This is a genomic window from Stenotrophomonas sp. 1L-E-5-B-C3 (assembly GCF_057292075.1).
On sequence record NZ_JBXAWS010000008.1, the window covers coordinates 200,002 to 215,656 of the forward strand.

Annotated in this window: 10 protein-coding genes; 8 read left to right on the forward strand and 2 right to left on the reverse strand. The window is 65.1% G+C overall.

Annotated elements, in window-relative coordinates; genetic code table 11:
- The first annotated feature begins 9 nt into the window (after positions 1 to 9).
- A complete protein-coding gene (locus tag AC0Z6F_RS12805; RefSeq protein WP_485616964.1) occupies positions 10 to 4,593 on the forward strand; it encodes an ESPR-type extended signal peptide-containing protein in 4,584 nt (1,527 codons plus the stop codon).
- A gap of 69 nt (positions 4,594 to 4,662) precedes the next feature.
- Positions 4,663 to 5,412, forward strand: coding sequence for a hypothetical protein (locus AC0Z6F_RS12810; RefSeq protein WP_485616965.1), 750 nt, complete (start codon positions 4,663 to 4,665; stop codon positions 5,410 to 5,412).
- Between the two features lie 281 nt (positions 5,413 to 5,693).
- Here AC0Z6F_RS12810 and AC0Z6F_RS12815 read toward each other — a convergent pair whose 3' ends face one another.
- Both AC0Z6F_RS12815 and AC0Z6F_RS12820 read right to left on the reverse strand, forming a co-directional pair.
- Positions 5,694 to 6,338, reverse strand: coding sequence for a hypothetical protein (locus AC0Z6F_RS12815; RefSeq protein ID WP_012511978.1), 645 nt, complete (start codon positions 6,336 to 6,338; stop codon positions 5,694 to 5,696).
- Between the two features lie 343 nt (positions 6,339 to 6,681).
- The gene (locus AC0Z6F_RS12820) at positions 6,682 to 9,105 is read right to left on the reverse strand and encodes a penicillin-binding protein 1A (RefSeq protein WP_012511977.1); all 2,424 of its coding nucleotides are present in this window, start codon (positions 9,103 to 9,105) and stop codon (positions 6,682 to 6,684) included.
- 219 nt (positions 9,106 to 9,324) lie between these two features.
- Between AC0Z6F_RS12820 and AC0Z6F_RS12825 the strand changes: the two genes are divergently transcribed.
- The 6 genes from AC0Z6F_RS12825 to AC0Z6F_RS12850 all read left to right on the forward strand — a co-directional run bounded on the left by AC0Z6F_RS12825 (position 9,325) and on the right by AC0Z6F_RS12850 (position 15,649).
- Positions 9,325 to 10,383, forward strand: a complete 1,059-nt coding sequence (locus AC0Z6F_RS12825; protein ID WP_485616966.1) for a pilus assembly protein PilM — start codon at positions 9,325 to 9,327, stop codon at positions 10,381 to 10,383.
- Complete coding sequence (locus AC0Z6F_RS12830) at positions 10,383 to 11,255, forward strand: PilN domain-containing protein (protein WP_012511976.1); 873 nt, start codon at positions 10,383 to 10,385, stop codon at positions 11,253 to 11,255. Before AC0Z6F_RS12825 ends, AC0Z6F_RS12830 begins: the two co-directional genes overlap by 1 nt.
- Positions 11,252 to 11,908, forward strand: a complete 657-nt coding sequence (locus AC0Z6F_RS12835) for a type IV pilus inner membrane component PilO (RefSeq protein ID WP_006388913.1) — start codon at positions 11,252 to 11,254, stop codon at positions 11,906 to 11,908. The genes AC0Z6F_RS12830 and AC0Z6F_RS12835 overlap by 4 nt, the downstream gene beginning before the upstream one ends.
- A gap of 26 nt (positions 11,909 to 11,934) precedes the next feature.
- Positions 11,935 to 12,438 carry a pilus assembly protein PilP gene (locus AC0Z6F_RS12840; RefSeq protein WP_050559910.1) on the forward strand — a complete coding sequence of 168 codons (504 nt, stop codon included), beginning with the start codon at positions 11,935 to 11,937 and terminating at the stop codon, positions 12,436 to 12,438.
- A gap of 21 nt (positions 12,439 to 12,459) precedes the next feature.
- Positions 12,460 to 14,433 (forward strand): type IV pilus secretin PilQ, encoded by a 1,974-nt coding sequence (locus AC0Z6F_RS12845; protein WP_006388908.1) that lies wholly within the window; start codon positions 12,460 to 12,462, stop codon positions 14,431 to 14,433.
- 190 nt (positions 14,434 to 14,623) lie between these two features.
- Entirely contained in the window at positions 14,624 to 15,649 is a 1,026-nt protein-coding gene (locus AC0Z6F_RS12850) for an AAA family ATPase (RefSeq protein WP_041864582.1), read from the forward strand.
- Positions 15,650 to 15,655: the final 6 nt, after the last annotated feature.

Sequence of the window (15,655 nt, forward strand, 5' to 3'; positions counted from 1 at the left end):
AGAACAAGCATGAATCGAATCTATCGACGTATCTGGAGTGTGGCCAAGCAGTGCTGGGTGGTGGGCAGTGAGTTGAGTAGTCCACGTGGGAAATCCTCCCGGACCAAGCCGCGGTTGCTGGTGTTGGTGGCTGCTGCATCGGTGGGAATCTCTGCATCAGCACAAGAGCGCCCGAAGGATGAGTATGAGAGCGGAGAGCCTCAGGAAGAGGTGACTAGGTTCTTGGCCAGCTCTCCCATGATCTCTTCGCTGTTCGCTGCGCAACCACGCAAGATCGTGGTGCAAGGCGCCATCGTGAATGATGCCTACTACAAAGACTCAACCCTCAACGGTGACATGCAGATGATTCTGGGCTCCAGATCCAGCATCAACGGTTGGGGTTCCGTGGTCGTCGGTACCGCGTCGGCGCTGGCAGGGAGGGGAAGCGTGCTTGTCGGAAATGAGGCGATTGCAAAGGGGGACCGAGCTGTGGCGGTTGGGTACAAGGCGGAAGCCACGGGCGGCTACTCCACAGTGCTCGGTGCGAGTTCGGTTGCGTCGGGTGTTGGTACCACTGCTGTCGGTCACGATGCTCGTGCTTATTCTCAGAACTCCATAGCAGTAGGTAGTGGCGCCCGCACAGTTGAGAGCACGGCTGGTGTTTCACGCATCGCGATTGGCGGGAACGCCTTTGCCGGAACCACCGGGTACTCCGGAGCCATTGCAGTTGGTGGTAACGCGCGTGCGGAGTACAGCGGCGTCGCTCTTGGTCATCATGCGAAGGCGTTGGCCAATGGCTCGGTCGCCATCGGCGCCAATTCCGAAGCAACCGAGGCGAATTCATTTTCAGTGGGGAATACCTCAACCAAGCGACGGATTGTCAACGTGGCGGACGGGCGCTTGAATGCCACCAGCACGGATGCGGTGACCGGAAAGCAGCTGAATTCAACTAACAGTAATGTAACAGCCGCGCGATCGGTCGCTGATTCCGCGAAGGCGAATGCCGATAATGCGTCGGCGAAAGCCAATACGCTCTCTGGACTGCTGAGCCAGACATCCGCCTCGGGCAACGTCCGCGTAGGCGGGAGCAACACTGGCGCCGTGCTGGATGTCCGCAACAGCGGGAATGCCAATCGAAAGATCACGGGCGTGGCAGACGCCACGCTTAGTGCGACAAGCACTGAAGCCGTGTCGGGCAAGCAGCTCAACGCTACCAATAGCAATGTCACGGCTGCGCGATCCGTCGCCAACTCCGCGAAGACCAATGCCGATAGTGCGTTGTCGAAAGCCAACACGCTCTCTGGACTACTGAGCCAGACGTCGGCCTCGGGTAACGTCCGTGTGGGTGCAAGCAATAGCGGAACCGTGCTGGACGTCCGCAATAGCGCAAGCGCCAGCCGCAAGATCATGGGCGTGGCAGACGCCACGCTCAGCACTATAAGCACTGACGCCGTGTCGGGCAAGCAGCTGAATGCCACCAACGTCAACGTCACGGCCGCCCGATCCATTGCTGACACCGCGAAGACCAATGCAGACAGTGCGCTGACCAAGGCCAACACTCTCTCCGGGCTTCTGAGTCAAACATCTGCCTTGGGCGATGTCCGCCTGGGCGCAACCAACAGCGGCACAGTGCTGGACGTGCGGAACAGTGCCAATGCGAGCCGCAAGATCACCGGTGTTGCCGATGCTGCGTTGTCCACCACCAGTACCGATGCGGTGACGGGCCGGCAGCTCAATGACACCAACAGCAACGTCAGCACCGCACTGAGTGACGCCAGCGCAGCCAAGACTACTGCGAACACCGCTCTGACCCAGGTGGGAACGCTCAACGGGCTGCTCAGCCAGGGCAGTGCCAGCGGTAATGTCCGGATCGGTGAGAAGAACAGCGGCACCGTTTTGGATGTGCGCAACAGCGCAAGCGTGAATCGAAAGCTGACCGGCGTGGCCGATGGTGTGGTCAGCGCCAGCAGCTATGAGGCCGTCAACGGCAGGCAGCTCAATGCCACCAATGACAAGATGGCGGCGGTGGAGGGCATTGCCAGTTCTGCGGGCACGGAAGCTGCCGTGGCAAAGACGGATGCAGCCAAGGCGCTGGCCGAGACAGCGGCGCTGGGCGGGCTCGTGGCGCAGGTATCCGCGACTGGCAATGTGCGCTTGGGTGAGAAGAATAGCGGTACGACGTTGGATGTGCGCAATAGCGCCAATGCCGAACGGAAAGTCAGTGGTGTTGCGGATGGCTCCATTGATGCCAGTAGCACAGAGGCCGTGTCGGGCCGACAGCTTTACGGGACCAACAGTCGAGTTTCGGCATTGGAGAGCGCCAACCAGTACGTGAGTGTTGGTGTTGATTCTTTTAGCCAGCGGGCGGAGGCAGGCTTGCTCGGGGTAGCAATCGGGGATTCAGCTAAAACTGGCAAGGAAGGTGGAACCGCACTGGGTGCGCTATCTCTTGCAGATGGCATCAACTCCGTGGCAATCGGACGTGGCTCGACAGTCTCGAAAGACTCTCTGAATGGGTTCGCTATGGGAGCCGGTGCCCAGGTGGAGGCGGCCGACAGTCTTGCAATTGGGGCTGGAGCCAAGGTCAGGGTCGGGGCGACTGGCGCGTTGGCAATCGGCTCGGGTGCTGAAGCAACAGAGTCGGATACCGCGTCTTTTGGCACCAAGGATTCAGGGCGGCGACTTGTGAACGTCGCGCGCGGTACGGCCGACCATAACGCCACCACTGTCTCCCAGCTCAAGGATTCGCTCGCCACGCTCGGCGGCGGCGCAGGCGTGGACGACAACGGAAACGTCATCGCTCCGGCCTACACGGTGCAGGGCGGAACGCAGAGCACCGTCGAAGATGCGCTGATGGCACTCGATGGCGCCGTCATCACCGCCGACCGTCGCACGGACAAGGTGGAAGGTCAGCTGAGCTCGATCTTCCAGGATTCACCCTCGGCCCGTGCCGACGGCACGAGCCAGATAGCGCTGAATGGCGCTAATGGCATGGTGCTGACCAATCTTGCCGACGGCCGGGTGGCCCCAGGAAGCCGTGATGCCGTAACAGGCAACCAGCTGTACGCCGCAGAGCAGAAGATCTCGCAGAATCGGAATGATCTGGAGGCGATGCGCAAGGAGCGGGAGATAGGGCAGCAGGCAATGCGAGGGTTGGATGCGAGCGTCATCGACTACGGTGGTGCGCGTTTGACTGGTGTGGCTGAGGCGAAGCTGTCGGCTGACAGTTCGGACGTTGTGCGCGGCAGCCAGCTCTATTCAACCAATGGTCGACTCGACGCATTGGAAGAGATCGGTCAGTTTCTCAGCGTAGGTACAGCTCCCACGACTGGTCGCGCGGAGGCCGGTCGGGCTGGCGTCGCGCTTGGCATCCTTGCAAAGGCGGGCATTGAAGGAGGAACTGCGATTGGGTCACGCTCTCTTGCATTGGGTGTGAATTCGATTGCACTTGGGCGGGGATCTACGGTCTTCAATGGTTCCGATTTCAGCATTGCCATCGGGACGGGAGCGGAAGTCGGAACTTTTGATGGAGGAACCGCGATCGGGGGGATTGCTCTCGGTATCGGTGCGAAGGTCCAGAACGGAGCCAATGGTTCGATGGCGCTTGGTATCGACTCTCATGCGACCGAGGCAGGAGTTGTATCGTTTGGCAATCTTGGAATGAAGCGCCGCCTCGTAAACATCGCCAACGGCACCGCCAACCACAACGCCGCCACCGTCGGCCAGCTGCGTGGTGCGCTTTCCGCCCTCGGCGGCGAGGTGGATACAAACGGCAACATCGTCGGCCCGAGCTTCAACGTCCAGGGCCAGGCACAGTCCACCTTGAACGGTGCACTGCAGGCGCTCGATGGCGCGGTCGTCACCACAACCTCGCGCGTGGACAAGGTCGAAACCCAGCTCCGCTCCGTCTTCCAGGACGCTCCCTCGGTCCGCGCAGACGGCGCTACCCAGCTCACCCTCGCGGGTGCCAACGGCATGGTCATCTCCAATGTGGCCAACGGCCTGATCGCGGCCGGCAGCCGCGATGCGGTCAATGGTGGCCAGCTGCATTCGATGCAGCAGCAGCTCAACGGCCGCATGGATGGACTGGAGCAGCGCATCGACGATGCCCCGGCACCGCGTGCCCTGGCGTCGTCCTCGGTGCCGAAGCCGCAGGCCGAGGAAACTCCTGTGGTACCGGAAGGCAAGGATTCCCAGCAGGTCGCTTCGCTGGGCGAGGGTGACAAGCCCACGCCGCAGCCGAAGGCCAACAAGGACGACTCGCCGAAGCCGCAGGTCGACACCGCCGAGCTGGAGAAGATGCTGGCCCGCGCCAACGAGTACACCGATGGGGCGATCAGCAACTTCGAGCGCCGCCTGGACAAGATGGACAAGCGCTTCAACCGCATGGCGGCGATGAGCAGTGCGCAGACGGCGATGGCGATGAACACCGCCGGCCTGGCCACCTACAACCGCCTCGGTGCGGGTGTGGGCTACAGCGAGGGTGAGTCGGCGATGGCGGTGGGCTACCAGCGCGTGCTCAACGAGAAGGGCTCAGCCACCTTCAGCCTCAATGGGGCGTTCACCAACAGCGGTGAGCGCAGCATGGGCGTCGGCGTGGGCATCGGCTGGTAAGCCATGGAGCCCCGGCGTGACGCGCGTAATCCACCCCGTCGCGCCGGGGTCCTCGCCCAGGAGATGGCGATGTATCGATGGGTAAGCTGGTTCATGAGCTACCGCAGCTTCTACGTGTGGCGTGCACGGTATCGCTACTACACCCGGCATCTGGATGCCTGGATGCTGGCCAGCGCACTGTGCCTCATGGGAGTGGTGGCGCTGCTCTGGTACTACTGGCAGTTCACCAGCGCGCCGCCGCCGCGCATGCATCCGGAGGCGGCTGCGCTGCGGGTGGAAGGCATCACCAACGAGGCCATCCACCGCATCGTGCTGGTGCGCCATGGCGGTACCACGCCCGGCAAGGCGTTCACTACGCCGGAGGAGATCCGGGCCAGCACGGTACGCACGATGCGGGTGCGGCAGGTGCTGGACGGTGAGGTCGCCTGGCGGTTGAAGGCCAGCTTGCTGACGGATATCGCCGAGTACATCGACGCGACCGATGGATGCGTGCCTTACCGCTGCGAGCGCGTGCAGGAGCGCATCGCGTTTCTGCGCGAGGCGGCGGAGGATAACGCGGGCGTCAACCGGGCACTGCAGGCGATTCTGGACGAGCCGCTGGATCTGCTGCCCAGTCTGGAAGACGCTGATCGCCAGCGGGTGAAGAGTGGCTGGTCGGACTCGTTCGACGACATCTATCACCAGACGTGGCTGCTGAACGATCTGCAGAGAATGCATGCCCGGATGATGGCGGAGTACCCACGGCGCGCACCGGTGTCGTGGTTGCCGAAGTGGATGACGGGTTCGACGCCGGAGCCTCGAAACGGAACGCCGTTGTAACACCGCAACCGGCCCCCTGTAGAGCCGAGCCCACGCTCGGCTGCTCTTCGGTCAGGTATCCGGATGTCTGAAACACCGTGCGGACCAATGGTCCGCACCCACCAAAGGCGGGGACCGCGCTCCCTGTAGAGCCGAGCCCACGCTCGGCTGCTCTTTGGTCAGGTGTCCGAATGTCCGAAACACCGTGCGGACCAACGGTCCGCACCTACAAAGACCGGCACGGCCCCCCACCACGCCCGTCCCACACTGCTGCGCTCGCCGGCCATGGGCCGGCGCTACCGTCACCCGCCGATATACGCGGTGATCTCCGCCTCAGCCAGCACCTGCCGTAACTGCGCCACAGACGCACGCCGCATCGGCTTCTCATCCACCGGCGACAGCGGTGCCTGACGCAGGGCGTCATACGGCAGCACCGCCAGGTCGAAGGTCAGCTCTTCGGCACTGAACACCCACACCGGCACGTCCAGGCAGCGCTCGCGGTCCATGCGCAAACGGCGCGTCCGCGATTCGGCGGGGATGCCGTGTTCGTCCAGGAAGCGGTGCACGGCTTCCGGGTCGTCACTGTGCAGGTGCAGCTGCACGGGGCTGTTGGCGTCGGCGGTGCCATCCAGCACCGGGCCAGCCAGGCGAGGGGCGAAGCCGTGCAGGAACTCCAGTGCGCGCATGGCGGCTTCGCGGCGGCGCTGCAGTTCGTTGCCATGCTGGGGCCCGGAAAACAGCCGCTGGTACTCGCGCAGGGCGTCTTCGATCTCGGTGTTGCGGGGCAGGGAGGCATCGTCGTGGATGCCGAGCCGGCTGGCGGCCTTCAACTTGGCCTGGTGGTAGTCGCGGATGCCGCCTTCGGCCATCAGGCGGGCGGCTTCGTGGGCGAGGCGGTGGCGCCGCTCGCGGGTCTGGCTGGCAGCATGCTGACGGGCGCGATGCATGCGATGACTCCCTGTTGCGACCTGGCTACAGACTAGCGCACGGATGTGACATCTGCGTGGGTATTTCGCGGAGATGCCGCTGCGCTCGCCGGGCATGGCCCGGCGCTACCCGGCAAGACCGTGCCGCTGACCCACCAACGCTTTGGTAGGTGCCGACCTTGGTCGGCACGAGGCGCCAACCAAGGTTGGCATCTACCAGAGCAAGACCGTGCCGCTGATCCTGTAGAGCCGAGCCCATGCTCGGCTCAGGGGCGTGCGGTAAAGCAGCCGAGCATGGGCTCGGCTCTACAAAGGCGTGGATGCATCGGTGCCAACCCGCGGTTGGCACCCACCAAACCCTTCCTCAGAAGATATCGAACGCGGCGGCGTCGGCCTGCGGGGTATTGAGGTTCAGGTCGTAGTCGGTCAGGCGGTCCATGTCTTCCACCTTCACCCACTCGGTCGCACCGTTGAGGGTGGCCTGGACCATGCCGCTGGGCGGCTCGTTCTGCGCGATCGGGGTGTCCTTCAGCGCGGTGCGCATGTAGTCGATCCAGATCGGCAGGGCGGCCTTGCCACCGTATTCGCGGTAACCCAGCGAGCGGAAATCGTCGCGGCCCACCCACACGGTGGTCACGTACGGGCCGCCGAAGCCGGAAAACCAGGCGTCGCGGTGGTCGTTGGTGGAGCCGGTCTTGCCGCCCACGTCCTCGCGGCCGAGCACCTTGGCCTGGGCACCGGTACCGCGCTGGACCACGTCGCGCATCATCGACACCAGCTGGTAGGCGGTGCGGGCGTCGATCGCGCGCGGGGCGGTGCGGGCATCGGGGTTGACCGGCGCGGCCGGGGTTTCGGTCTTGGCTTCGGCCTTGGCCGCAGCAGCCGGGTCCACCTTCGGGGCCGGAGCGCCGAAGTTGAAGCCGTCCACCACCTGGTTGACCGGCTGGCCGCTGCTGCCGGCACAGTCGCGGCAGGCCATCGCCGGGTTTTCCTTGAACACCAGGTTGCCGTCGCGGTCGTTCACCTGGTCGATCAGCCAGGTGTCCACGCGCGAGCCGCCGTTGGCGAACACGGCGTAGCCGCGGGCCACCGACAACGGGGTTAGCGAGGCGGTACCCAGCGACATCGACAGGTTCGGCGGCAGTTCCGATTCGGCGAAACCAAACTCGCTGATGTACTTGCGCGCGTAGTCCACGCCCATGCCATCGAGCAGGCGCACCGAGACCAGGTTGCGCGACTGCACCAGCGCCTCACGCAGGCGCATCGGGCCGCGGAAGCCGCCACCGTCGTTCTGCGGGGCCCAGGTCTTGCCGCGGCGGTCGCGGAACACGACCGGGGCGTCGAGCACGATCGAGGCCGGGTTGTAACCCTTGTCGAAGGCGGCGGCGTAGACGAACGGCTTGAAGCTCGACCCCGGCTGTCGACGGGCCTGGGTGGCGCGGTTGAACTTGTTGCCCGAGAAGCTGAAGCCACCGACCAGTGCCTTCAGCGCGCCGCTGTGGGCATCCAGCGAAACCAGGGCGGACTGGCCGCGCGGCAGCTGGTCCAGCAGCCACTCACCTTCCTTGGCGCCGGTGCGCACGCGCACGATGTCGCCGCGCTGCACCAGCTTGCCCGGGGTCTTGTTGGTCCACTTGGCGGCGCCGGCCGGCAGCACGATCTCGCTGCGGTTGGCCAGCACCACGGTGGCGCTGCCATCGGCGCCGGTGCTGGCAACGATGGCCGGCAGCAGGCCGGCCTGGCCGAACATGCCGCGCAGGTGCTCGGCCAGAGCGGCGGCGTCTTCGCCGGCGCCCACCTGGACCTGCTTCTCAACGCCGTGCCAGCCGTGGCGGTGGTCGTACAGCAGCAGGCCGTCGCGCACCGACTGGTTGGCGGCGGTCTGCAGGGTGGCGTCAATGGTGGTGGTGACGTGGTAACCCTTGTTGACCACATCGCCGCCGAAGCGGGCGATCATTTCCTGGCGCACCAGCTCGGCCACGTACGGGGCATCGACCTGCACCGGCGGCTCATGCGCGGTGGCGTGCATCGGCACGGCCTTGGCCGCGTCGGCCTCGGCCTGGCTGACGAACTTCAGGTCGGCCATGCGCTGCAGCACGTAGTTGTCGCGGCGCTGGCGGGCACGTTCCGGGTTGGAGATCGGGTTGCCCGAAGACGGGAACTTGGGGATGCCGGCCAGCGAGGCCATTTCATCCAGGTCCAGCTCGTTCAGTTTCTTGCCGTAGTAGAACTCGGCGGCGGCGGCCACGCCGTAGGCACGGTTGCCGAAGAAACTCTTGTTCAGGTACAGCTCGAAGATTTCGTCCTTGCTCAGCTCGGACTCGATCTTCCGCGCCAGCAGGATCTCGGCCAGCTTGCGGGTGTAGCTGTACTCGGAACTGAGGAAGAACTGGCGGGCGACCTGCTGGGTGATGGTGGAGCCACCGGGCACGCGCTTGTCGCTGGTGGTGGCCAGCAGCCATACGGCACGGCCGATACCCATGTAGTCGACGCCGCCATGCTCGTAGAAGCGGGCATCCTCGGTAGCCAGGAACGCCTGCTTCAGGCGCTCGGGCACGTCCTTCATGGTGATCGGGGTGCGCCGGGTCTCGCCGAACACCGCCATCAGCTTGCCGTCGGCAGCGTAGACGTACATCGGCTCCTGCATTTCCACGTCGCGCAGGGTCTGCACGTCGGGAAGCTTGGAGGAAACGGCATAGTACAGACCGCCTACGGCGGCCGCGCCGATCAGCGCCAGGACCAGGACAATCAGGAAGATCCAGCGCAGCCAGCGGCGGAGTCGAGTCATCGGGTTCAGATTCCGATTGCGAATTTCGTGGTCGCAGAGTATAGATTACGCAAGGTGGCGGCTGGGGTCGTCGCCGGGGAGCGCAAAGGGAACAGTCAGGGGCTGCATGGTGAATCCGTGAGGGACTTCACAGCAGGGCCGTTGCCATTTGCTAAGAATACGTTATTAATGCTCGGGCGCAGGTCTTGCGTCCAAGTGCCCGTCGGCAGGGGAGAAACCGTGGGGCTCATCCCAAAAAGTCAGTCGCCGCTTGTAGGCGTCGACATCAGTTCGACTGCGGTAAAGCTTTTGCAGCTGTCCCGCAGTGGCAATCGTTTTCGTGTGGAACATTACGCTGTGGAACCTCTTCCGCCGAATGCGGTGGTGGAGAAGAACATCGTGGAAGTGGAGGCCGTGGGTGAGGCCATCCGCCGCGCGATGAACCGCTCGGGGAGCAAGGCCAAGCTGGCCGCTGCCGCCGTCGCTGGGTCGGCGGTGATCACCAAGGTGATCCCGATGCCGGCCGAGCTCGACGAGAACGACATGGAAGCCCAGATCGAGCTGGAAGCGGTCAACTACATTCCGTACCCGATCGAGGAAGTGAACCTGGACTTCGAGGTGATCGGGGCGATCCCGAACAACCCGGAGATGGTCCAGGTGCTGCTGGCCGCGTCGCGTTCGGAAAACGTGGAACTGCGCCAGTCCGCGCTGGAACTGGGTGGCCTGCAGGCCAAGGTGATGGACGTGGAGGCCTTCGCGGTCGAGAACGCCTATGCCCTGGTCGCCAGCGAGCTGCCGGTGTCCCTCGAGGGCGTGGTCGCGCTGGTCGACATCGGCGCCACCATGACCACCCTCAATGTCCTGCGCGGTGGCCGCAGCCTGTACAGCCGCGAACAGGTGTTCGGTGGCAAGCAGCTGACCGACGAGATCATGCGCCGCTACGGCCTGAGCTACGAGGAAGCGGGCCTGGCCAAGCGCCAGGGCGGGCTGCCGGAAAGCTACGAGATGGAAGTGCTGGAGCCGTTCAAGGAAGCCACGGTCCAGCAGATCAGCCGCCTGCTGCAGTTCTTCTATGCGGGCAGTGAATTCAACCGCGTCGATCACATTGTGCTGGCCGGTGGCTGCGCCGTGCTCGGTGGCCTGCCGGAAATGGTCGAAGAGCAGCTGGGCGTGCCGACCGTGATCGCCAACCCGCTGGCACAGATGACCCTGGGCCCGAAGGTGAACGCACATGCGCTGGCCCAGGATGCCCCCGCGCTGATGATCGCCACCGGTCTGGCGCTGAGGAGCTTCGACTGATGGCGCGCATCAATCTATTGCCCTGGCGCGCCGAGCGGCGCAAGCAACGCCAGCGCGAGTTCTACGCAATGCTGGGCATGGCCGCGATCGGTGGCCTGCTGCTGTCGCTGGTGATCTGGTTCTACTACGACCGCCAGGTGAGCGGCCAGATGGACCGCAACGCCTATCTGGAAGCCGAGATCGAGAAGGTCAAGGAACAGAACAAGGAGATCGACCGCCTCGACGCCCAGAAGGAACGCCTGCTGGCCCGCAAGAAGGTGATCGAGGAACTGCAGGCCAAGCGCTCGCAGATGGTCCACCTGTTCGATGCGCTGGTGCGCACCATTCCTGACGGCGTGGTACTGACCGCGCTGAAGCAGGAAGGCGATGTACTGACCCTGGAAGGCCGTACCCAGTCCAATGCCCGTGTTTCGGCCTACATGCGCAACCTGGATACCTCCGGCTGGATGACCAACCCGGAGCTGTCGATCATCGAGGCGCGTGATCCGGAGAAGGACAAGGACGGCAAGGCGGGTCCGGTTGCGGACATGAAGGCGCTGCCGTACGTGTTCGTGGTCAAGGTGAAGCTGCCGGCACAGAGTGAAGAGGTGGCGGCGACGCCGGGCCTGAACGCAGACGGCACGGTTGCGCCGGCAGCGCCGGCACCCGTGGCTCCGCTTGCCGCGGGTCCGGATGCTGCCACGCCGGCGGCACCGGCCGCAGGCCAGCCAGCGGCGGCTCCGGCGGCTCCGGCGGCACCTGCAGCAGTACCGGCCAATCCACCGGCCGCGCCGAACCAGCCGGCTGCCAAGCCCGCCCCGAAGCCTGAGGGCAGCCGCCTGGCGCAGCCGCCGCAGGCCTTCCATGCCCCGCTGCAGGGGGACCGCGCATGAGCCAGAAGATCGATCTGAAGAACCTTGATTTCAACGACATCGGCAACTGGCCGCAGAAGGCCAAGATCGTCTTCTGCTCGCTGCTGGCGCTGGTGATCATGTTCGTGGCGTGGATGCTGCTGATCAGCGGCAAGCGCGAGGAACTGGCCGGCCTGGAATCGAAGGAAGTCGAGCTGCGCACCGAGTTCACCAAGCAGCAGGAACGCGCGGTGAACCTGGCGCCGCTGAAGCAGCAGCTGGCACAGATGGAACAGGTGCTGCAGCAGATGCTGCGGCAGCTGCCCAGCAAGACCGAAATGCCGGACCTGATCATCGACATCTCGCAGACTGCGCTGTCCAGCGGCCTGACCAACGAGCTGTTCGAGCCGGAGCAGGAGCAGGTGAAGGAGTTCTACGCCGAGAAGCCGATCAAGCTGCGCATGGTGGGTAGTTACCACCAGTTCGGCGCGTTCGTCAGTGGCGTCGCCTCGCTGCCGCGGGTGGTGATCCTGACCATGCACGACATCAACCTCAAGCCCAAGGACAAGACCGGCGGCAACGTCCGCAGTGGTGCGCTGGAACTGTCCGGCACGGTCAAGACCTATCGCTACCTGGACGAGACCGAGGTGCAGGAACAGCAGAAGGCTGAAGCCGGCAAGGAGGACAAGAAGTGATCCGTTCCTTCTTCGCACGTTGTGGAATGGCTGCTGCAGTGCTGTTGCTGGCTGCGTGCGGCCGTGGCGTGACCAGCACGCCCGGCGATGCACCGAACCTGGAAAAGTGGGTGGAGGGTGAGCGTGCACGACCGGCGCAGCCACTGGAGCCGCTGCCGGTGATGCAGCAGTTCGAGACCTTCGAATACTCCGCGCAGGGCATGCGTGATCCGTTCACCGATGCCTGGACCAATCCGCAGGGGAGCGGTGGGTTGCGGCCGGATCCGAACCGGCGCAAGGAGCCGCTGGAAGGCTTCCCGCTGGACGCACTGGACATGGTCGGCACCATCGGCACCGGCGCAGGCACTGTCGCGCTGGTGATGGGACCGGACAAGGTGACCTACCGGGTGCGCCCGGGCGGTTACCTGGGGCAGAGCGACGGACGGGCCACCGCGGTCTTCGAGGACCGCGTGGAGCTGATCGAACTGGTGCCGGATGGCGCGGGTGGCTGGCTGGAACGGCCGGCAACGCTCTCGCTTGAAGATCAATGATCGTTTACTGGGGATAGCACGATGACCTTTCACCAAGCCAAGGGGCTGCGTCCCGTCCGGCGCTCTACCTTGAACCGTGTCAGCGCGCTGGGAGTCGCGCTGATGCTGGCCTGCGCTCCGGCGCTGGCTGCCGCACCGGCGGAAAAGCCGGTGGGCACCACCGTGGCACCGGCTGCAGCACCGGCCGGCCTGTCGGTGGCCAAGATCGATTTCAAGCGGGGCGATGATGGCGCCGGGCGCCTGATCGTCCAGTTCGACGGCCAGGGCGCGATCCCGGACCTGCGTACACAGGGCAACAGCGTGGTCGTGGACGTCGGCAATGCCCGTCTGCCGGCCAACCTGCAGAAGCCGATGAATGTCGTCGACTTCGCCACGCCGGTGCAGCGCATCGACGCCAAGCCGTCCGGTGCCGGTACCCAGCTGGTGCTGAGCACCGGCGGTGCGGTCGAATCGCTCGCCTACCAGAGCGGCAACGAGTACGTGGTCGAGATCAGCCCGCGGCAGGCCCCGGCCGCTGTAGGCGCGGTCACTGCCGGCAGCGTCACCCAGGCAGCCAAGGCATTGCCGCAGCGCGGCTTCACCGGCAAGCCGGTGACCTTCAACTTCCAGGACGTGCCGGTGCGCACCGTGCTGCAGTTGATTGCCGAAGAGTCCAACCTCAACGTGGTGGCCTCCGACTCGGTGCAGGGCAACGTGACCCTGCGCCTGGTGAATGTGCCATGGGACCAGGCGCTGGACATCGTGCTGCGCGCCAAGGGCCTGGACAAGCGTCGCGACGGCAGCGTGATATGGGTCGCTCCGCAGGCCGAACTGGCCAAGTTCGAGCAGGAGAAGGAAGACGCGCGCATCGCCATCGAGAACCGCGAGGACCTGGTCACCGATTACGTCCAGATCAACTATCACAGCGCCACCCAGATCTTCAAAGCACTGACTGAAGCCAAGGGCATCGGTGGCGGTGGCGGTGGTGGCGCTGGCGGCGGCGGTGGTGGCTCATCCTCGCAGGAGGACAGTGGCTTCCTGTCCGGTCGCGGCCGCATCGTGGCCGACGAGCGCACCAACACGCTGATGATCAGCGACATTCCGAAGAAGATCGCGCGCATGCGCGAGCTGATCAACGTGATCGACCGCCCGGTCGACCAGGTGCTGATCGAAAGCCGCATCGTCATTGCGACCGACACCTTCGCCCGCGAGCTGGGTGCGAAGTTCGGCATCAGTGGCAGCCGTGACAACGTCTACTTCAGTGGCAATCTGGAAGCCAATCGCCTGACCCGCGAATCGCAGGTCAAGACGGCGCAGGACAATGCCAAGGCCGAGCGTGACTGGATTGCCGGCGGCCGCGTCGGTCCGCCGCCGGTGGCGACGGGCTCGACCATCACCCGCGGCCTGAACTGGAGCCTGCCGGTTGCTACGGCCAGCAATCCGGGTTCGCTGGCCCTGTCGATCCTCAACGCCGGCTACCTGCTGGATGTGGAGCTTTCGGCCATGCAGGAAGAGTCGCGTGGCGAAGTGATCTCCAACCCGCGTGTGGTCACCACCAACCAGCGCGAGGCAACGATCAAGCAGGGCAAGGAAATCGGCTATGTCACCATCAGTGGTGGCGGCACCGGTGGCGTTGCAACGCCGAACGTGCAGTTCAAGGAAGTGGTGCTGGAACTGAAGGTCACGCCGACCATCACCAACGACAACCGCGTGTTCCTCAACATGCAGGTGAAGAAGGACGAAGTGGACCAGCTCATCCAGCTGGACGGTTACGGCACCGTGCCGTCGATCAACCGCCGTGAGGTCAACACCGCGGTGCTGGTCGAGGACGGCCAGACCGTGGTCATCGGTGGCGTGTACGAGTTCACCGACCGCAGCAGCATCAGCAAGGTGCCGTTCCTGGGCGACGTGCCGTTCCTGGGCAACCTGTTCAAGAAGCGTGGCCGCAACAAGGACAAGGCCGAGCTGCTGGTGTTCGTGACCCCGAAGGTGCTGCGCGTGGCCAAGCAGAACTGAGCCATCGCACCCCGCAACACGAAGAGGGCCGCCCTGTGCGGCCCTTCTTCGTTTGGGCCCCCTTCCACGCCTACGGCCCGGTAGATCCAGGTCATGCGTGGATGCTGTTCAGCCGTTCTTGATGCCAATCGCAGGGCACCCTGCGATGATGTCGGGAACCCGTGCCGTCCTGCGCCGGTCAAAGGCCCCCATGAACCTGCCACCGCCGATGCCCGAAACCGTTTCGCCGCCGCCCGCGCCGGCTACCTCCCGCCTGCATGCCGCTTTCAGCCAGCTGCGCGACGCATTGTCGGCCGAGATCGTGGGCCAGGCCGCGCTGGTCGAACGCCTGCTGATCGCCCTGCTGGCCGACGGCCACCTGCTGGTGGAAGGTGCCCCCGGCCTGGCCAAGACCACCGCCATCCGCGCGCTGGCCGCGCGCCTGGAAGCCGACTTCGCACGCGTGCAGTTCACCCCGGACCTGTTGCCGGCCGACCTGACCGGCACCGAGATCTGGCGCCCGCAGGAAGGCCGCTTCGAATTCGTGCCCGGCCCGATTTTCCACCCGATCCTGCTGGCCGACGAAATCAACCGCGCCCCGGCAAAGGTGCAGTCAGCGCTGCTGGAAGCGATGGGCGAGCGCCAGGTCACCGTGGGCCGCCACACCTACGCGTTGCCGCCACTGTTCCTGGTGATGGCCACGCAGAACCCGATCGAGCAGGAAGGCACCTTCCCGCTGCCGGAAGCACAGCTGGATCGCTTCCTGATGCACGTGCGCATTGGTTACCCGGACCAGGCGGCCGAATCGGAAATCCTGCGCCTGGCCCGCGAGCGCGCCCGTGGTGCGTTGGGCGAGTCGGCACCGGTACCGGAAAAGATGCCGATGCAGGATGTGTTCGATGCCCGCCGCGAAGTGCTGGACCTGCACATGGCGCCGGCGCTGGAGCGCTACCTGATCGAGCTGGTGCTGGCCTCGCGTGACCCGTCGCGCTATGACGCCGGCCTCGGCCGCCGCATCGCCTGGGGCGCCAGCCCGCGCGGCTCGATCGCGCTGGAGCGTTGTGCGCGCGCACGCGCTTGGCTGGCGGATCGCGACTTCGTCACCCCCGATGACGTGCGCGCGGTCGCTGCCGACGTGCTGCGCCATCGCGTGCTGCCCAGCTACGAAGCCACCGCCGAGGGTTGGGATGGCGAGCGCCTGGTGCAGGAACTGCTGGCCCGGGTGCCGGCACCCTGAGCCTGC